Origin of the sequence: Mariniflexile sp. TRM1-10 (assembly GCF_003425985.1) — a bacterium.
GTDB lineage: Bacteria > Bacteroidota > Bacteroidia > Flavobacteriales > Flavobacteriaceae > Mariniflexile.
Map to the genome: position 1 here is coordinate 941,220 of NZ_CP022985.1, position 19,789 is coordinate 961,008.

General features: G+C 35.2%; 14 protein-coding genes. 3 read left to right on the forward strand and 11 right to left on the reverse strand.

Going from position 1 to position 19,789, the window contains the following annotated elements:
* Positions 1 to 206: 206 nt before the first annotated feature.
* Positions 207 to 4,832 carry a DUF6443 domain-containing protein gene (locus CJ739_RS20535; RefSeq protein ID WP_236951596.1) on the reverse strand — a complete coding sequence of 1,542 codons (4,626 nt, stop codon included), beginning with the start codon at positions 4,830 to 4,832 and terminating at the stop codon, positions 207 to 209.
* Positions 4,833 to 4,861: 29 nt separating this feature from the next.
* Positions 4,862 to 8,662, reverse strand: coding sequence for a hypothetical protein (locus CJ739_RS04380; RefSeq protein ID WP_162880123.1), 3,801 nt, complete (start codon positions 8,660 to 8,662; stop codon positions 4,862 to 4,864).
* A gap of 367 nt (positions 8,663 to 9,029) precedes the next feature.
* On the opposite strand from CJ739_RS04380, the gene CJ739_RS04385 reads away from it, so the two are divergent.
* The 3 genes from CJ739_RS04385 (at position 9,030) to CJ739_RS04395 (ending at position 12,249) form a co-directional block, all read left to right on the forward strand.
* On the forward strand, positions 9,030 to 9,509 hold the full coding sequence (locus CJ739_RS04385) for a DNA-binding response regulator (RefSeq protein WP_162880124.1): 480 nt from the start codon (positions 9,030 to 9,032) through the stop codon (positions 9,507 to 9,509).
* Positions 9,510 to 9,763: 254 nt separating this feature from the next.
* Positions 9,764 to 10,768 (forward strand): methylmalonyl Co-A mutase-associated GTPase MeaB, encoded by a 1,005-nt coding sequence (gene meaB / locus CJ739_RS04390; protein ID WP_117172820.1) that lies wholly within the window; start codon positions 9,764 to 9,766, stop codon positions 10,766 to 10,768.
* A gap of 26 nt (positions 10,769 to 10,794) precedes the next feature.
* Positions 10,795 to 12,249, forward strand: a complete 1,455-nt coding sequence (locus tag CJ739_RS04395) for an MptA/MptB family glycosyltransferase (protein WP_117172821.1) — start codon at positions 10,795 to 10,797, stop codon at positions 12,247 to 12,249.
* On the opposite strand, the gene CJ739_RS04400 is transcribed toward CJ739_RS04395, so the two are convergent.
* The 9 genes from CJ739_RS04400 to CJ739_RS04440 all read right to left on the reverse strand — a co-directional run bounded on the left by CJ739_RS04400 (position 12,199) and on the right by CJ739_RS04440 (position 19,751).
* Complete coding sequence (locus CJ739_RS04400; RefSeq protein WP_117172822.1) at positions 12,199 to 12,978, reverse strand: RMD1 family protein; 780 nt, start codon at positions 12,976 to 12,978, stop codon at positions 12,199 to 12,201. The two genes, CJ739_RS04395 and CJ739_RS04400, sit on opposite strands and share 51 nt — an antisense overlap.
* Positions 12,978 to 13,391 carry a VOC family protein gene (locus tag CJ739_RS04405; RefSeq protein WP_117172823.1) on the reverse strand — a complete coding sequence of 138 codons (414 nt, stop codon included), beginning with the start codon at positions 13,389 to 13,391 and terminating at the stop codon, positions 12,978 to 12,980. Before CJ739_RS04405 ends, CJ739_RS04400 begins: the two co-directional genes overlap by 1 nt.
* Positions 13,392 to 13,404: 13 nt before the next feature.
* Positions 13,405 to 13,635 carry a hypothetical protein gene (locus CJ739_RS04410; RefSeq protein ID WP_117172824.1) on the reverse strand — a complete coding sequence of 77 codons (231 nt, stop codon included), beginning with the start codon at positions 13,633 to 13,635 and terminating at the stop codon, positions 13,405 to 13,407.
* A gap of 27 nt (positions 13,636 to 13,662) precedes the next feature.
* Complete coding sequence (locus CJ739_RS20270; protein WP_162880125.1) at positions 13,663 to 14,073, reverse strand: DNA primase; 411 nt, start codon at positions 14,071 to 14,073, stop codon at positions 13,663 to 13,665.
* 16 nt (positions 14,074 to 14,089) lie between these two features.
* Positions 14,090 to 15,067: a deoxyhypusine synthase family protein gene (locus CJ739_RS04420; RefSeq protein ID WP_117172825.1), complete on the reverse strand. Its 978-nt coding sequence runs from the start codon at positions 15,065 to 15,067 to the stop codon at positions 14,090 to 14,092.
* Positions 15,057 to 15,995 (reverse strand): agmatinase, encoded by a 939-nt coding sequence (gene speB, locus CJ739_RS04425; protein ID WP_117172827.1) that lies wholly within the window; start codon positions 15,993 to 15,995, stop codon positions 15,057 to 15,059. Before speB ends, CJ739_RS04420 begins: the two co-directional genes overlap by 11 nt.
* Positions 15,985 to 17,382, reverse strand: a complete 1,398-nt coding sequence (locus CJ739_RS04430) for a type III PLP-dependent enzyme domain-containing protein (protein WP_117172829.1) — start codon at positions 17,380 to 17,382, stop codon at positions 15,985 to 15,987. The genes speB and CJ739_RS04430 overlap by 11 nt, the downstream gene beginning before the upstream one ends.
* A gap of 522 nt (positions 17,383 to 17,904) precedes the next feature.
* A complete protein-coding gene (locus CJ739_RS04435; protein ID WP_117172831.1) occupies positions 17,905 to 18,783 on the reverse strand; it encodes a pseudouridine synthase in 879 nt (292 codons plus the stop codon).
* Positions 18,784 to 18,845: 62 nt separating this feature from the next.
* On the reverse strand, positions 18,846 to 19,751 hold the full coding sequence (locus CJ739_RS04440) for a geranylgeranylglycerol-phosphate geranylgeranyltransferase (RefSeq protein WP_117172833.1): 906 nt from the start codon (positions 19,749 to 19,751) through the stop codon (positions 18,846 to 18,848).
* Positions 19,752 to 19,789 lie beyond the last annotated feature (38 nt).

Sequence of the window (19,789 nt, forward strand, 5' to 3'; positions counted from 1 at the left end):
AAATAATAAACGGTTAAAATGATTAATTGAAATTGAATTATTGAAAGAACTTAAATAGTATATCATTATAATCAAAATGATTGAAAAAACTAAGGTTATCTGGATTTTTAAATTCAATTTAATTTTACCTGTTAGTAAATGAAAAATTAAAAAATTAATAATAGCAAAAAGTAATACATGAATTAATAGCATAATTTATAATTAATTTATTTTTTCTTTTTTTTACTTATCTCTTGATTCGTTTTGGTAATAGTAAATCCTCCTTTTAAACCAGCACCAAAGCCAGCATGCCCCATTAAAGTGATTTCAAAATCATCTCCAGTGACTAAGGCAGCTCTTCCTCCAACGTGAGCACTACCAGCAGAACCTCCAACTGTAAAACCAATATTGTATCCAAATATTGTTACAGACGGAGTAACTTCTCCTACAGCACCATAAGCTCCTAATTCACCTCCCAATTCACCACCAGTTAATTTTCCATTTTCATTAGTATGTATTTTTGCATCACCTACTACTTCCGCTTTCAAAAAAGAACCATCTCCTTCTATGGTTATATTATTATCTTTCGTTCCAAACCTCATCGAGCCATTAGCCGTTATTCCATGGATACTTGCATCAATATGACCGTCAGTAGAATTGTAGCCACCATTAAATGCAGAAATATGTCCATTTATTTTACCATATTCACCTTGAACTGTCCCTTCGGCTATCAAGCCATGAAATCTTTCTCCACCCTCTGTTGATTTCATGTAAGCATGGTCTGCAACTCCGCTAGCTGTTGTGCCACAACCTATACAAACTTCATCTAATTGATTAACTATATTCTCACCAATAGCTACTCCTTCTCCTGTATATACGATTGGGTCATCTGGGTCTATAGAGCCACTAGGTTCCATTCCATCGTAATCAATAAAAAATACAGGATTATTAAAAGCAAAATTATACGGACTATGCCTTCTCATTTTTTCAGCCAATGGGTCAAGGTTCATCCATCTACCTAAAGCAGGGTCATAATTACGAGCTGTGATATCATACCAATTCAATCCTAACTCATCCTGGTACTCCTTGCCCCCGAACTTCCTCTTGAGCGCAATGTTGGTGGAGTTCGTCACAAAGTTGTACCCCTCGTGTTTGAGCCCAAAAGGATAGTAGTTGTTTTCCTCTACGATTTCAGAGTTGTTGGTTGGCTCTACCCGTTCTATTTTTAAATCATCGTACCATATACTTCCTGATGTTGTATTACTGTAGTCGTAAGTAATTCTGAAGTTTAGATATTTAATGTTTGGTGGCACTAAAATTGTTTTTTCGGCAAATACCCATTTTCCTTTTTCGTAAAGAAAATCGTATTCATACGATGTTGTATAAGCTGTTTCTCCTTCTTCTTTTAACATTAATTCTATTCTAGCTCTTGACCATTGTGGGATATCTTCCATAAAAAACCATTGTGAAATGCGGTATTCTGTGTTTACAGAATTGTTGATCGGCACCCAATCCAAACTATGGACCGAACGGGATCCATAACCACTGCCATCACCGTGAACGTCTATTCTACCAGAGTAATTCCCTGAATGTTTAACAGTTGTATCAAAGGCATCAAGGGCATGTCCCCAACTGGCACCTGTTCCATCCCAACCTGTAGCACTCTCAAATCCATCTTCCCATACAGTAATAAAATTATTTTCACCGGTAATGGTTCCGCTATTATCACTATCACTATAGCTCAATCTAATATTCCCCAAGTGGTCCTTGTACTGGTACACGTAATCAAAACCTTGGGATAGGTCATTCTGGTTTTTTGGTTCCACATAGCCCTCGGGCTGGTTAAAGAATTTCAAAGAACTGCCCTCGTACACATAGTTTCCCGCATAATAGGTATGCGGTCCTAAAATACCATTATCACTTACCGTTTTTCTTAATTTAACCCCGGTGGCATCATAAACATAGGAAATACTACCTGCGGTTACGTTATCATAATCAATACTGACCATTATAGGTAGGTTAAAATGATTGTAAATAATAGATGTTATGCCCTTGTTTCTATCTGCCACCATGTTGCCATTGGCATCATAAACATAATCATCACCCGGCCCGGGCATTGTTACAAGGCTGCCATCCTTAAAGCCTTCCTTTCCGTTTGTAGTCAGGCCATAGCTGTCCTTGACCTCCATGAGTCTGTTCCCGTTATCATAAGTATAGGTCAGGTTATCCATTGACACGCTAGAGTTTGGATTGCTTGGGTTTTGCATACTACGGTACAGACCATGTATGTTGCCGTTGCGGTCATAGCCGTAAATATATTCATTAAATTTTGAATTATAAACATGGTTTTCCGCAAAATAGGCATTGGTAAACCTGTTAAGGGCATCGTACTTGTAGCTGTAATGTTTTAGCCCACCATCCACATTATTGGTCTTCCAGTAGGCGTGGCTAATGTTTCCATTGTACAGGGGGGCATTGTACGTTGTTGATGGGCCTTCGGGCCTGTTATAGTTGAGCCCAAAACTGAACAGGTCACCATTTTGGTTTAAGTTTGTGGGATCGTTGATTGTTTTTAGCCAGCCCCGTATGTTATAGGTATAGTCCACTTGCTGCAATGGCTGCAGCTCGGTATGGCCCACATCCTTTTTCACGAGCTGCCCCAGCTCGTCATAATGGTTCTTGGCAATAAGCTCTTCACCCTGATTGTTGATGTTCTGCTTTTGTGACACAAGACGTCCTGCGTGGTCATACACAAAGGCGTCCATGGTAACAAGGTCTATCTGTCCCGTTTTTTTGTGGGTGGCCTTGCTTCTGATCACTTTTCCTGTAAAATCAAACTCACTTTCTACAATATCTGTAGTACCTAGATAACTATTTTTTGAGTACACATACATAGGATTAAACTTTTCATCGTAATAAGTAACGGTAGTAATCCAATAACTAGTCCCTAGAACTTTTACCTTACTTACTGTTGGGAGACCTTTGGTATTTGTATTAGAAGGTATATTAAAAGTATTGGTTATGGTGTTACTTAAACCGGAGGGTAAATCAATATAAGAATCATAATAATTGAGTGTTAATATTTCATCAAATGAATTAGGATAGGTATTTGAGCTATAGTAAAAATCGATTCCTGAATTCTGATTATGAGTGTTATACGTACTCATTACAAATTCATACAAAGAATAAATATCATCCTGAGCCTCTGTTTGTAAATTTTCTCTAGTTTTATTTGTGTTTTTTATTCCGGTATAGGCCACACGACCAAAGGCATCATATTTGGTAAACAGCCATTTGTTCTGGACTTTCAGGTTGGCATCTTGTGTCAGTATTGGCCTATCTAGCCTATCATATACAATATACTCCTTCCCCTTTCCTGGTATTTTCTTTTCAATAATTCTGTTTCTAACATCATATCTGTATTGATATGCTAAATTATCTAGTTGAGTTTGGTCTATTGATGGTACAAAACCATTTTGGTGGTCCAGTAAATTAACCGATAGATTGGACCAAAAATCACCGGACGTACTATCGTAATTGCCCGAAGAGGTAAAATAAAGATTGCCCGATTGGATATAGGCGCTTCCTGCCGGGTTTCCGTTCCCAAAATTCATAGTTCCCAGGTTCATGTCTGGAAGCGATGGACTGATGAAGCCCAGATCCATGACCAGCCCATCCTTTAACTGGATCATGTTTCCTTCGGCATATATACCAATTGAAAAAGTTCCGTTTGAAGAAAAATAAAAACTGATATCGTTATAAGCGGTACCAAATACATACAGACCGGGAACATCGTCAAAATAATAACTCTGTCCTATCCAATTTTGCTGTAGTATACTTTTATAGGTGCTCATTTTTGGGGGCAGCACATAGGTCAGGTTGCCATAATCATCATAAACATAATAGGTATCGTGCCATTTGCCCAGATTAAACGTTCGCTTTAAAATAACCCGTCCTTGTTTGTCCTTGTATTCCTCGGTGGTATGATCGTTAGGATAGGTCTGGTTTAATTGCCAGTTCTCGTCCTTCGTAACGGTTTTGTGGAGTTCGTTGACTGGGTAAAGACCTTCATCAACGAGCTGTGGAAATTCGGTATTGCCCGTTGGGAAGGACACACCAAACTGTCTTACATAGTCCAAATTGGTGTTGGTAGCATATTCAAACTTAATGGTGTGATCATTATTACCACTTCCTATAGGAGATGGGGGCAACGGATTGTTATTTCTAAACGACACGCAAAAAGGTTCATCATATGCGTAATAATCCTCATAGTAACAACTCCCATTACCTCCAGAAATACTATTTACATAGGTTCTATAATCCACACAATCGTTTGTATTATAATAAGGGGAATCAGGATCATAACAGCTATTACTTGATGTTAACATCCAATCGTTTCCTGGAGCGGCTTGTTCCAACACCCTATTTAATGGTGAGGCTTCCAAACTTCTTTCAGAGTAAGGGTTTAAAGTGTTCTCATACTTTTGGGTATTGTAAAATCCTTTTACACTATTTAAAGCATCTGCCCGGAACAGCCCTCCATTGGATGTCGTAGCATAGGGCAAAAATTCTTTTATCTGCCTGCCAAATTGATCATATTCAATATGGGTTATAACATCTTGGTTTTGACCTCCGGCCCTTTGGTTTACCGATTGAACCGCCCTACCCAATCCATCAAAATAATTGGTTGTCTTTATTATATCTTCTGGTAATAAATCAGTTGTCGTCCCCGCCTTATGGATGCCATCGGTAGTTTTTACCTGATAGGCGGTCTGCTCTATATGATTTTTGTCAGATTGTGCCATGGTGTAGAATGGCAATATAAACAATAGTAGTATTAAAATTCTTTTCATCTTGTTTTCTTTTTGACCGATTGTAAAGTTTACCTGAAGTTGTTAGCCCTAATTTTATAGTGTTTCCCATTTTCAAAATAAAAGCTATCACCCGAACTGATATATTGAGTAGTAGCAGTTTCAATGGTTGTTACCGAAAAATCGGTAATAAAACCCAAACCATATTTTACGTTTGCGTTCATTCTAAAACTTAATTGGTAACTTCCTTCCTTTAATACTAAATTACTTATAGCTTCAGTACTGTTATAGGTATTATGTGGTATTAGTTTTTGAGTGGCCACAATAGAATTAGCTTGAATTAAATCTAATTCCATTTCTGTTGGATAAATATTGGTTACAGGTTCACTGTAATAACCTGAATAATCATAATACCCATAGGTAAGTTCTACAACAGCCACATCATTCGATGTCCCAGAACAATCGGGTATATTACCAGCTTGGTTATCCATATAATATTGAGCAGTCTGGTTGGCACTTGCGCTTGATGCTCCATAATACAATCCTCCAGATATAACATGATTATTAGACAAATTGGCATCACAGCTACCATAAATAGTCCGCATGATTGGATAACTGTAGTAAAACGGATTTGTGTTTACCGTATAATCTGTCGTATGGTATTTATAGGTGTTAAGTAAATTCCCGTCCTTATCGGTATGCGTAACCAATCTACCTATCGGGTCGTACTCATAATACATGGCATCTCCATTTGATGCTATCATACCGGTTACCCCCACCTGTCTTTTGTAGGTATAGGTACTTACCCTTTGACTGGAGCTAGTATAAGTATTTCTTAAACTTTCTAAAACAGATAAAATAGATGCTTCGCTTGGAGGATCTGCAATAGTGTTATTAGATGTAAATGTGCTTGATATATTGTCGTAATACATGTTTTTAAGTTCTGCAACAGCATACAAATGATTATAGCCCCACAAATAGGAGGTCGGTATATTAGCTTTGTCCCTTACCTCAAGGACATTACCATAGTGGTCATATTTATTGAATATCACATCTGTTTTCAATGGCTCCCCTTTAAAAGAACTTTGAATAGTATTTGGCGCATAAAAGCCCCAACCTTCATCTACAAAGCCATAGTTTATTTTCTTTCTGGATATTTCCTTGCTTTTGGTTTGGTTGGTATTAATTTCCTCCACCAATTGGGTTACCATATTTTTAGTCTCCATTTGGTCATAGATACCATTAAAATCATAGGCATATTTGTATTCAGTTTTTATTGTTTCACCCTTTGAATTTGTGGTCACTGATTTGGTAGGGTTTAAATATTGTGAATTACCATAAGTATAGTCAGTTGTTATTGTTAGCGTCCCCGTATCTTCAAATGTCTCTTCAGTTGACCTTGTCAACAAGAGCTTACCCATGGGCAGGCCATACTCTATTAAAGTGAAGGCCCCCGACGAGTGATAGCTGAACAGTTCCCTATCGGAAACACTATGGTTACCTCCTATAACTTTATAACTGTTTTTTTGAAAGACCGCTGCTACTTTTACTTGGTTGGACAAATTGAAAGGTGTATACTCGAAACTTTTTTTGCCAGTAGGTCTAAACCCTACTTCTGGGTTATATTTATATGTTTCAACTGATTTTTGTGCTCCCAGAGGCCAATCTACTTTTAAATAAGGAATATTAGTTTCAGGAACCATAATTCTGTCATTAGTACTTGGATAAAATTCATCTGGAGGATAAAAATTGTATACCGTTTTCCCTGTTTGCTCTCCTAAATCCTGTTGGTATTCGGTTACCTTTGTATAGTAAATTGGTGCCCCGTTTGGGTAGGTGTAATCCAAGGTAGAGGCAGGCTCATAGGTAGTTTTTGTTTCTGTAGCAATGATAGTTATGCAAGATGGATCATCGCATGGCGGGATACCATTCCATGCTTCAAGGTAGTTTATTTCCTGCTCATAACTTTGTACTCCAAAATAATAGGTGTTGGGTTTGGGATCTCTTTCAGGTTTGAACAAGGCTATGCCTGTACCTTCTTCAAGATCTCCATAACGATAATACTTTTGCGATATAAAATTAGAATCTTCATCCAAATAATTTATACTCCTAATGCGTAACCCTCCACCTATTTGTGGAAGTTTTTGACCATATATAGTTGATGTATTGCTAGATAAATACTCTTGATATTTATTAGGCTCAAAATCAAAATCTACGATGCCTCCTGTAGGGTATACTATTTGTTTTAGCACCCCTTGCTTTATGTAATTCTCATCAGGATGTTCAGCCCAATTGTCATCGCCCCCTATTTCGATTTCTACGTTCGATGTAAAAACATTGCAATTACTGTCAAAACTTGGGTCATGAAATTTACCTTGGACAATTGTAGTTTCGGGAATGCTTAAATAATCATTTGTATTCTGTTTAACCGGTCTCGTTTTATGGTTGGGATACCCCCAGGCATCATGACCTTTTAAGTGGTTGCCATAATCGAATTTTGAATTATAAAGTAAACCGTACCGCTGAAAAGTCTCAGTTCCATTTTTGATATGTAACGAATCTAAATATCTGGTCCCTTCTGTAGGAACACCATTAATATAAGTATTTTTACTATTCTGAAATAAACTTAATGACTTTACTTCGATGTTTTTATCATCCAAAACCTTTACCGTACTTAATTGGTCCGTACCACTAAAAATAACCTTACCACCTCTAAAACTAATTTCTGATAAAGACAGCCCGTATATTGTATTTATAGACTGATTCGTAGTATAATTGTCACTAAAAACCTTATCTATAACATTATATTGACCATCTAAGTAAGGAACGTGCAGTTCTGTTTTGTTCCAAAAATATTTGATGTACTTTGGTGAAGAGATTCTATAGAAAGGCACTCCAGACACCGAATTGTCTGAGCTATTATAATCATTATTTGAAGCTGTATTTAAAGGCGGTTCATTAGATCCATAAACCGGCCCCGCCCCGCTTCCAGAACTAGGAAAACACGGAGAACTATTATTGTAGTACTCTATTTTATCATGATAACTAACCCTTGTATCAGAACTTTTTTGACTGTATGAAAAAGTGATGTCATCAATTCCATTATAACTTACAATTCTATCACATTTCCAAGAGGTCACAACACCACCAGTATATTCCCTTTTATACGTTTCAAGATTATCATAACTATACTGATCAAATGCCGGGTTACCAGCAACACCAAAATAATAAATGGTACCATCGGTGTCTACAATTTTAAAGGTATTGTCTCCCTGATATGTTATTTTTATATTGTCATATGGAACTGGGACAATGGTATAACCGCTCCCCGAATCGTTTTTCTGAAAATAAAATGACCCAGACGTATTTAACAGCCTGTAATTGAACTTATCAGGCATCCCATCCTTTATTCCCATTACTAGATCATATGTATTATCAAAACTATATTCAGTGTATGTGCTAGAAAAGGGGTAATCATCAATATAATGATCGGTTTTATGAGCCTTAACTAGGTCATTGTCAATATATCCTCCCTGATATTTTAAATCGTCCATACCATTAATGGATCTTGTTATTTGAAGATCACAACTTAAAGACCAACCTAATCCCACCCTTGTAGCTTTTTCATTGATTTTAAAGCCTCCTGCATGATAATTCAACACAATAGGTAATTTTAAATTGCCCACCGCAACCTCATAGAAAGGAATATTAATATTAGGTACTCCCGTATTATGGTCTATGGGATAATTGATCATTTTTGATAAGGCCGCCGCCTCTGGTGATACAGGAACGAAACTTTGATTGGTCTCAGTTTGCCCATGGCCCAAATAGGTTACAACCATCAAAATCATGATATAGGCTTTTTTTGTCATTTTATTTAGTTTAAAAGTGGATTTTGCTTGTGAGGTAAAATTAAGTCGTGCCATTAGAAATAAAAATGTAGGGTTTCCCTTTAAAACATAAAGGGCTTTAAAATTTTAATTAAACAAATGCTCGCCGCTAAAATAGTTAATACAGTTGAAAGAGCGGTAAGGTTTATCCTTAAAATTTATAAGGAAAAACCTGTTTTTTTAGTAAGGTTTTTGGCTATTTTAAAAAGACACCCTAAAAACACTATCTAACCTAAACATACACAAGCACATAGCAATTAAAATAACACCCACCAAATATTATGAGGAAGCCAATCAGGAAATAGAATAAGCAGTCAATCATTATACCATTGACCTGGTGTTCTTGGATATGAGCCTACCGGCATCCCTGGACAGAAAGCTTTTTTCCGGTGATGACCTGGGACTGAAACTAAGGTCGTTGTTCCCTAAGGTGAAGATCATTGTGACCACACATTTGAACAACAATTACTGGCTTATCAATATTTTAAAGATGGTAAAGCCTGATGGTTTGATCCTTAAGAACGAGCTAACCTTCCAGAGTTTGACCAATGGTGTCCTAAACGTGCTCAACGGGATCCCATTTTATAGCAGCCCCGTTTTAAAATTGATTAGGCAACATATATCCAACGATTTTGATCTGGACGATATCGATAGAAAAATGCTGTACCATTTATCGCTGGGAACCAAGACCAAGGAACTGCCCGAGGTGGTGGACTTATCACTGTCCGGGATAGAAAGCCGAAAACGGCGCCTAAACCAAATATTCAATAATGAGAAAAAAACGAACAAAGCACTTTTAAAACTGGCCAAGGAAAACGGCTTTCTTTAGCGCCTAAATAAAGCCACCATAAAAACCAATAAAGCATTAATCTAGACATGCAATAAAAGTAGAACAGAAATTGCTATATAATCTTCCTTACATTTGATAAACTCATTGCAAATGCTGATTCTACTATGTCCCTTCTTTTTAATAAAATTATCTTTTTATTCAAAATATAAATCAGTAAAATAAAATACACCCCACAAAACATGGCACATTTTTCACATAATATGTATCTTTAAAACTGGTAATGCTTTATAAAAATGACAAACTATAAACCAAAAAACAGACTAACCGCGCAAGCCTATATTAATGGTGTTTTAAGTGGCGATCGTGTTATTCTGTCTAGAGCCATTACCATTATAGAAAGTAATCTAGAAAGCGACAAAGCACTTGCCAAAACCATTATTCAAGCTATTTTACCTGCTTCAGGAAATTCTATACGCATTGGCATTACGGGGGTTCCAGGTGTGGGTAAAAGTACATTTATTGAGGCTTTTGGCAAACACCTCATAGCGCAAGACCACAAAGTAGCCGTTTTATCGATAGACCCCAGTAGCCAACGTTCAAAAGGCAGCATTTTGGGTGACAAAACCCGTATGGAAGCGTTGAGTACTTTAGAGCGTGCTTACATTCGACCGTCTGCTTCGGGCGAAACCCTTGGTGGTGTTGCCAATAAAACTGCCGAAAGCATGTTGCTTTGTGAAGCGGCTGGTTACGATGTTATTTTAATTGAAACGGTTGGCGTGGGTCAATCTGAAACCGCTGTACATGGCATGACCGATTTTTTCCTGCTGTTAATGCTTGCCGGTGCTGGCGACGAACTTCAAGGTATTAAACGAGGCATTATGGAAATGGCCGATATGCTGGTTATTAATAAAGCGGATGGTGACAATATTGAAAAAAGCGACATGGCTTGCCAACAATACCAAAATGCATTGCATATTTTTCCACCATCGGAATCTGGCTGGGAAACGGTGGTTACAACGGCATCGTCTACAAAGAACACAGGTATTGATACCGTTTGGAATACCATTCTAAACTACCGGGAATTGGTTACCGCAAATGGTTATTTTATTAAAAACAGGCATCGCCAAAACATTCGTTGGATGTATGACACCATTAACAACGAATTAAAACAGCTCTTTTACGGTTCGGAAGACATTACAAATCAGCTTTCCATTTTAGAAAAAGATGTTATGTCCTCTAAAATATCTCCATTAAAAGCAGCTGAACATGTAATTGAAATGTTTAAAAAGCGACTCTAATAAATTTTAATAAGCATTTATTGAACATGCCATTAAACCTAAGCGCATTAAAGCGAAACAACATCCCTTTATTATTGGCGATTTCCTGTGTGCTCTTCTACTTTGCATTTGCCTATAATTTAGTGCGAACTGACTATATAAAACTGATAATGCTTTATGCGGCTTTGTTCTTTTTATTTTATAAACTGGTACATCTTTTAAAATCACAGATTGCATTTTTAACTTGGTTAGCCTTTATTTTTAGAGCCATTTTTATTTTGGCCATACCAAATCTATCACAAGATTTTTACCGTTTTATTTGGGATGGCAGAATGCTTTTAGAAGGTTTCAACCCTTATTTGCACACCGTAGAGTCGTTTATGAGTATGGGCAAATTCCCTATAGCACAAGCTCAAGAATTGTACAACGGCATGGGCGAACTTAACGCGAGCCACTTTACCAACTACCCGCCTTTAAATCAATTATGTTTTGTTATTGCAGGTTTATTTGCAGGAAAAAGTATTTTAGGTTCGGTGGTGGTGATGCGCTTACTCATTATTGCTGCCGATTTTGGCACGCTCTTTTTTGGAAAAAAGCTATTGGAAAAATTAAATATTCCTGTTTACAACATCTTTTGGTATGTTTTGAATCCGTTTATTATCATAGAACTAACGGGAAATCTCCATTTTGAAGGGGTGATGATTTTCTTTTTAGTTTGGAGTTTGTATTTACTTCATATAGGAAAATGGCAATTTGCTGCCATTACTTTAGGTTTATCCATTTCGGTAAAACTAATTCCTTTACTATTTCTGCCTTTGTTTTTTAAGAGGTTGGTAAAAAGCAAAGAGGTTTCGACTTCGCTTAACCAAAAAACAGATGACAAGATTACTTCGCCATTACCTCCTCCCAACAACGGATTAAGAAAACGAACCCAACTGATTGGTTTTTATAGCATAACACTACTTACAACCGTCTTATTATTTCTTCCTTTTTACTCAAAACAATTCATATATAATTATACAAAAACGGTTGGTTTATGGTTTCAGGATTTTGAATTTAATGCCAGTTTATACTATATAGCTAGAGAAATCGGTTACTTATTTAGAGGATATAATGAAATTGCTGTAATAGGTAAAATCATTCCTATTCTTGTTTTGCTATTTGTGTTGGGCATGACGTTTTTAAGGAAAAATAAAACCAGCGTTCAACTTATTTCGAGTATGCTTTTAGTCCTTTCGTTTTACTATTTTACGGCTACAACAGTACATCCTTGGTATGTAGCAACGCTTTTAATACTATCTATTTTTACCAATTACAAATTCCCTTTGGTTTGGAGTTTTACAATTATTCTGAGTTATCTAGCATATTTAAATACAAACAATACCGAAAATTTATGGATTATTGGATTGGAATATTTAGTGGTATATGCTGTTTTTATTTGGGAAGTTTTTCTAAAGAAAAAATTTAGTGATAAACATATCAATCACTTCAATAACAATTAAAATGATGATGATCCATTCTAATTTGCTACTTTCTCTATGATCCATAATGTCTTTAAAGAGGTCTAGATTCTCTTTAATGATTTCTATGCGATCGTGAATTAAGCGATACCTATCGGTTAAATCGAAAGTTTGTTTTAGCTCTAAATTTAGTTTGTTGAGCTGTTCGTTTTCCCAAGTAATTTGTGGTGAATCGAAAATGTAAAGATTTTCAGAAATCTTGTTTTTTATATTCAGAACCTTACCAATAAAACGTTTAAGTGCATAGCCTGAAATATCTAATTTCCCTTTATTTTCTAGATAGGTTGTATGCTTGTTGGTTTGAATTAATATGTCTTCTGTAATTTCCGAATAGCGATTCAATGCTACCGATTGGGATGTATTCAACATAACCAATCGTATCATTTCTTTATCTAAACTGGGTAAAATAACACTATCGAATTCAACTTTCAACGTATCTTGTTCTACCACAACTTCTACTACTTCCGATAGTTTATCAACAAAATAATCGTTACAAAAGGGTCTTATTTCTTTGAAGATTCCAGAAATGGCTTCAGCACTTAAATTAAAAAAACTTACGATACCGTATTGAAAAATATAAACAAAGGCATTATTGGAAACCTTATAAAAAAGTTCGTCACTATCATGAAACATTAAGTGCCATGATAAGTGACTTTTACTTTCTTTTATATTAATTGTGCTTGCTACTTGATAAGCAACCGTTGCGTACATTACTTTTTGAATATATCGGATGCATTTTTAAAACTCTTGAATTCCAACATATAATCGTTTGGGTCTTTTATAAAGAATGAAACGTGCTCTCCCGCTTTATCTTCCAAGAACCTTGCTTGGGTAACCAAGTCAAGCTTTTGGTCTTTAAGCCGTGCATAAATTTGCTCCCAATCTTTTAAATCAATAATAACCCCAAAATGAAACGAGGGCAATATTTTACCTTCAAATACATAATTAGGACTGTTAAAGCTAAATTTTTCGGCTTTTATAAATGTTATTTGATTGCCAAACAAATTTATATCCACCCAACTTTGTGTTTTCCTTCCTGAGGAAGCGCCAATATTATCTACGTAAAAGCTTTCTGTAGCTTTTACGCTTAAGCATGGCAACGACATATGAAATGATGCGCCCATAATATAACTAGGATTAAAGAGGTTTTAAACTTTCAACTCTGTAAATTACAAAATCTTCGTCATCATCTTCAAAATCTTCAACAAAAGTTATCCTAAAACTTTTATCGATATAGCTTTTGTCGTTCTTTAAATCATATTGTTTTAATACTCTAGGATGCACTTCCTCGAATACTAACTCTTCCCCATTTTCAAACCAAAACGTAAAATAACCGTTTTTGTAAGACTTAAAAACAGCTGTTCTCATAAAACAATTTATTTACTATGAATTAATCTAATCAATATCATCATCTTCATCATCCTCCTCATCGTAATCTGAATCGGCATCATCATCGTCTTCACTATCGTCATCGTCATCCTCCAATTTAGGTTTTTTAACTACGTCATCATCGTCGTCGTCATCTAAATTTGCATCAGCATCGTCAACTTTAACTTCTTCAAAATCATCATCAGCAACATCAGCATCGTCATCGCCGAAGTCTTCCATTGCTTGTACCAGTCGTTTCCCTACTTTTACTAAATAAATAGTATCATCTGTACGAACTTCTACTGCTTCAATGATTTCGTTTTGGGCATTTCTAAAAGAAATAATATCTGTTTCATCGTATCCATCGGGAAACTTTTCAACAAGAAGATTTAATATATCTTCATTTAATTTTTTGTAATCTACAATTTTGCGTAACATTTTTATTTGAGTTGGGTTATTGGTCTAACAAATATGCAAAAATTAATGGAGCAACAATAGTTGCATCGCTTTCTATTATATATTTTGGGGTATCTATATCTAATTTACCCCACGTTATTTTTTCGTTTGGTACGGCGCCGGAGTACGAACCATAGCTGGTTGTTGAGTCACTTATTTGGCAAAAATAACTCCAAAAAGGGATGTCGTGCATTTCCATATCTTGGTAAAGCATTGGCACTACACATATTGGAAAATCGCCAGCTATACCACCTCCAATTTGGAAAAAACCAACGCCTTTTCCACCTGAATTTTTCGGATACCAATCGGCTAACCACATCATGTATTCAATACCACTTTTGGTAGTTGACGCTTTTAATTCACCTTTAATACAGTAAGATGCAAAAATATTGCCCATGGTGCTGTCTTCCCAACCTGGAACTACAATTGGTAAGTTTTTTTCGGCTGCGGCAACCATCCAAGAATCTTTAGGGTCGATCTCGTAATATTGTTTTAAAACGCCGGAGTTTATCATTTGATACATAAATTCATGTGGAAAGTAGCGTTCCCCCGATTTGTCTGCTTTATTCCAAATATCAAACAAATGGGATTGTAAACGCCTAAACGCTTCTTCTTCTGGAATACACGTATCGGTAACGCGGTTATAATGGTTTTCCAATAAATCCCATTCTTCTTGTGGTGATAAATCTCTATAATTTGGGACTCTTTTATATGAATTATGAGCAACCAAATTCATAATATCTTCTTCAAGATTTGCACCTGTACAAGAAATAATATGAATTTTATCTTGACGTATCATTTCTGCCAACGATTTGCCTAGCTCTGCGGTACTCATCGCTCCAGCTAGGGTTACCATCATTTTCCCGTCTTCTAACAAATGCGTTTCGTAACCTTTTGCGGCATCGACTAAAGCAGCAGCATTAAAATGTAAATAATTTTTTTCTATGAATTGTGATATGGGTCCTTTAGTACTCATCGTCATCGTTAAATTTTGAAGCGTTATTTTTTTGTTTTGTATTATCGTAGGTATTATCGTAATCGTCGCCGACCTCTTGGCCCATAAATTTATAACTTAACATTTTATAATACAATTTTGCTGCTAAAAAATCGGAAGCTTTTTGTTTTACACTTGGGTACAAATCAACAATATCAAAGCCAACCACATTTTTTTCTGCAAAAACTTGCTTTAAGAAATCTAAAGTTTCATACCAGAATAAACCACCTGGTAAAGGTGAGCAGGTATTTGGCATGATGGAAATATCCAAACCACTTAGACTAAAATTAATAAATACATTATCTGTCATTTGGTCTATGGCAGAATCTATCCATGTATCATCAACCGCCATTTCGTGTGCAAAATAGGTTTTATCGATATCGGCTATTGTTTTTTCTTTCGCGCTCATAGAGCGAATACCCACTTGTATTAAATTGGTTGTTTGGCTGGCTTCATACAGCGCGCAGGCATTATTAACAGAAGATCCGTCATGGCTTTTTTGCAAATGGGAGTGCGCACCAATGTGCAATACCGTTAGACTTGGAAACATGTCGTTAAAAGCTCGAATGGTTCCTATAGAAACTGCATGTTCACCGCCAAAAATGGTTACGAACTTATTCTTCTTGATGTATTTTTTTGTGGTTTGATGAACAGCTTCCACTAACACTTCAGGTGTGGCATTCTCTTCAACCGGATCTACTAAATAAACACCTTGTTGGTAAACTTCCGTATCTGTTTCTATATCGTAAAGTTCCATGTTATTTGAAGCATTTAAAAACGCTTCTGGTCCTTTGTCTGCTCCTTTTTGTACTGTACTTGTTCCATCATAAGGCACAGGAATTAAAACTATTTTTGATTGTTCTAATTTTGAAAACTCTTCTGGAACTCCTGCATATGTGTTATTTGTCATAACCTAAAATTTTAAGTAAGTCTTCACTTTTTTGTTGTTCACTGAATAATTCTGTTGTGATGTTTCCATCAGCATCTCTATCTATTAAAATATGTTTTGGCGATGGTATTAAGCAATGTTGTAAACCACCGTATCCGCCAATAGTTTCTTGATAAGCTCCTGTATTGAAAAACCCAATGTACAATGGTTTTTCTTTATTATATTTTGGCAAATATATAGCATTCATGTGCTGTTCGCTATTATAATAATCGTCGCTATCGCAAGTCAATCCACCTAACAAAACACGTTCGTAACTTTCGTGCCATCTATTAATAGGCAACATTACAAAACGTTTGTTAATGGCCCAAGTATCTGGCAAAGTAGTAATGAAAGAGGAGTTTATCATATTCCATTTTTCACGGTCGTTTTGTTGTTTTTGATACAAAACTTCATAAATAGCACCGCCACTTTCACCAACTGTAAAACTTCCAAATTCCGTAAAAATATGAGGCACTTCAACTTCTTCTTCTTCACAAACCAATTTTATTTGATTAATGATTTCTCCAACAATATATTCATAATCAAAATCGAAAGCCAAGGAGTTCTTAATAGGGAAACCACCGCCAATATTCAAACTATCTAAGCTAGGGCAAATACGCTTTAAGCTGGTATATACTTTTAAACATTTTGTTAACTCGTTCCAATAATATGCATTGTCTCGAATGCCAGTATTAATGAAAAAATGAAGCATTTTAAGTTTCACTTTTTTGTTTTCTTTAATTTGGCTTCTGTAAAAAGGCAAAATATTTTTATAGCCAATACCTAAACGCGAGGTATAAAATTCGAATTTAGGCTCTTCCTCAGAAGCGATACGGATACCAATATTGAATTTTCCTTTAATTTCTTTTGACAACAAATCAATTTCTTCGTAGTTATCAATAATTGGGATACAATTTTTGTGCCCGTTATTAATTAGCCTAGCTAAGTTAGAAATGTATTGATCTCTTTTAAAACCGTTACTAATTACATAGGTTTTATCGGTTATCTTTCCTTCAGCTTTTAAGCTTTCAACAATATCAATATCAAAAGCAGACGATGTTTCTATATGTATATCGTTTTTTAAAGCTTCATCAAGCACATGCTTAAAATGAGAGCTTTTGGTACAATAGCAATAACTGTATTTACCTTTATACTTATTAGCTTTAATGGCCTTATCAAACCATCCTTTAGCTCTATTTATATTGTTTGAAATTTGTGGTAAGTACGTAAACTTTAAAGGTGCACCATATGTTTCAACTAAACCTATAAGGTCTATACCATGGAACTGTAGATGTTTATCGTTTAGATCAAATTCTTCTTGTGGAAAATAAAAAGATTGATTTATTAAATCAATGTATTTGGTGTTCATTCTTTATTTTTTGATATAATAGTTTGGTATTAATTTTTTAAAGTTAAGAAACATTCGTTTCTAATCAAATAATATTTACCTATTAATCAAATTCGAATTGGACTATGTGTCATTGGAACAAAGCCATGCATATGCTGGTTAGCAACAATAGTATACACAGAAGTTAGCTTTAAAATTCGGTTACTTTTTCTATAAGCTGCTTTTGAAAATAACTTCTCAAATTTCAAAAACCCGAACATATAAACACGTTTCAATTTGTTCAGCAATTACATTACAAATGAAATATAAAAAATTTAATTTTATAGCGATTTGGATATTTTTTTTAGATTTTTTTTGAAATGGATTTTGGGCGTTCCCCACAAGAGGTTAGGCTTGAAGCTTATCTTGAGTAAGTCATAAGGTTACAATCTTTTTTATCGTGCCTCACAAAACGAATTCCCACTCCAAATGCGAAACATTGACAAATTCAATTATTCAAAAACATTAAGTAATGAAAATCCGTAATGCAAAAACCAAGTGAATCTAAAGCATTTTCAGGTTGTTTAATTCCTGTTCGGTAAGATGCTTCCAATGTCCACGCGGAATGTCTTTTTTGGTAAGTGGGCCTATGGCAACGCAATCCAAATTAACGATTTCATATTTAAAATAATCAAAAATAGTACGGATTAATGTGTTGCCTGTATTTTTAATTTTTAAACCTATTTCATTTTTCGATGCCCCGTCAATATAACTAATCTCCTCAACAGCAATAAGCTTGCCTTCTATTTTAAAGCCAGCTTGAATCGCTTTTAAGTCTTCAAGTTTTAAATTTTTGTCTAATTCTATATGAAATAAACGAGGCACCCCATTTTTAGAATTGGTGAATTTTGCAGCAATGACATCATCGTTTGTAAACAATAACAATCCTTTTGAGTTCCTGCCCAAACGTCCAATAGGTTTTATTCTAGATGCTGTGGCATTAGCAACTAGATCCATAACCGTTCTACCTTTGCCTTCACTGGTTGTGGTTGCAAATCCTTTAGGTTTGTTAAGTAAAACGTATGCTTTTTTCTCTGGATTAATACGGGCACCATCATAACGTACTTCGTCTTCAAGCTTCACTTTATACCCCATTTCCGTAATTACCTTACCATTAACCGTTACTAAACCGGTAGCAATATGTACATCAGCTTCTCTACGAGAGCACATACCAGAATTAGCAACATATTTATTCAATCTAATCTCGTCTGGATTTGATGGTTTTTTAGATGGTGGATTTACATTTTTCACAGGTGCGTTTCCTCTGGCAAAACTTTTACTTTTTGAATTACTCCCACCTCTGCTTGCATTTTTTCCATTTCCGTTTTGCTGTCCTCTACCTGAAGGTTTCCCTTTTCCACTTGTTCCTTGTGTCCTACTCATCACTTTAATTTTTTGCAAAGATACTTTTAAAATTTACGATTTACGATTTTTGGTTTACGATTTTATAAAATCCTGTTAAGCAACAAATTAACATCTATTAATAAAATACTAAAAACACCCAAAACAATAATAAATTTTAAAATACTGTGACCTAGCAAGTAGTGTAATTTGGTTTTGGATTTCCATAGTAATACTAAAAACACCAATAACAGTACAATACTTAAGTAAAAATATATGTACATGTAACCAATTTCAAATTTAAATAGTAAAAGATAAGTGGGAATTAGCGTTAATATAGCCAATACCGTAAGCATGCGTTTTGAAACCACTTCCCCATAAACAACGGGAATGGTGTGGTAATTTTGCGTTAAATCGCCTGTAATATTTTCTAAATCTTTGGTGAGTTCTCGCATCGAAATAAGCAAAAACAAGAAAATGGCATGTACAAAAATGACGGTTTCGAAATTTTTGTAATACATAAAAATGGCAAAAAATGGCATGATGGTTAAAATAGCTGATGTTAAATTACCAATAAAAGGCAGCTTTTTTAATTTATGTGAATAAAACCAAATAGCAAAAATATAAATGGAAAAGAAAACTACGGCTCTAAAAGACACATAGCTCGCCATGATGACCGCTAAAAAATTTAAAACAAAATAAAAAGATAGCTTCGTGTTTTGACTTACCAGCTTATCTAATTTAGATTTAATAGGGCGATTAATTAAATCTTTCTCAGAATCATAAAAATTATTTATAATATAACCTCCTGCAATAGTAGTTGCAGATGCCAAAACCAACAAAAACAAATTAACATCCAAAACCACTTGTCTTAATGGTTTATCATGTGCCAAAATATAAATAGATGCTAAATATTGCGCTATTATTATAACAAGAATATTATAACCTCTAATTACAGAAAACATGCTAAAAAACTTAAGTAGTATGTGCTTTTGTTTTCTGTTAAGCATAAAATATTTATCAGGAATTCTTCGACAAACTCAGAATA

Bases quoted from the DNA above. Each gene is read 5' to 3' on its own strand.
- CJ739_RS04420 (WP_117172825.1), bottom strand. From the start codon at position 15,067: ATGAGTACTAAAGGACCCATATCACAATTCATAGAAAAAAATTATTTA.
- CJ739_RS04435 (WP_117172831.1), bottom strand. From the start codon at position 18,783: ATGAGTAGGACACAAGGAACAAGTGGAAAAGGGAAACCTTCAGGTAGA.
- CJ739_RS04395 (WP_117172821.1), top strand. From the start codon at position 10,795: ATGCCATTAAACCTAAGCGCATTAAAGCGAAACAACATCCCTTTATTA.
- CJ739_RS04440 (WP_117172833.1), bottom strand. From the start codon at position 19,751: ATGCTTAACAGAAAACAAAAGCACATACTACTTAAGTTTTTTAGCATG.
- speB (WP_117172827.1), bottom strand. From the start codon at position 15,995: ATGACAAATAACACATATGCAGGAGTTCCAGAAGAGTTTTCAAAATTA.
- CJ739_RS04400 (WP_117172822.1), bottom strand. From the start codon at position 12,978: ATGTACGCAACGGTTGCTTATCAAGTAGCAAGCACAATTAATATAAAA.
- CJ739_RS04410 (WP_117172824.1), bottom strand. From the start codon at position 13,635: ATGAGAACAGCTGTTTTTAAGTCTTACAAAAACGGTTATTTTACGTTT.
- CJ739_RS20535 (WP_236951596.1), bottom strand. From the start codon at position 4,832: ATGAAAAGAATTTTAATACTACTATTGTTTATATTGCCATTCTACACC.
- CJ739_RS20270 (WP_162880125.1), bottom strand. From the start codon at position 14,073: ATGTTACGCAAAATTGTAGATTACAAAAAATTAAATGAAGATATATTA.
- CJ739_RS04405 (WP_117172823.1), bottom strand. From the start codon at position 13,391: ATGGGCGCATCATTTCATATGTCGTTGCCATGCTTAAGCGTAAAAGCT.
- CJ739_RS04430 (WP_117172829.1), bottom strand. From the start codon at position 17,382: ATGAACACCAAATACATTGATTTAATAAATCAATCTTTTTATTTTCCA.
- CJ739_RS04380 (WP_162880123.1), bottom strand. From the start codon at position 8,662: ATGACAAAAAAAGCCTATATCATGATTTTGATGGTTGTAACCTATTTG.
- CJ739_RS04385 (WP_162880124.1), top strand. From the start codon at position 9,030: ATGAGCCTACCGGCATCCCTGGACAGAAAGCTTTTTTCCGGTGATGAC.
- meaB (WP_117172820.1), top strand. From the start codon at position 9,764: ATGACAAACTATAAACCAAAAAACAGACTAACCGCGCAAGCCTATATT.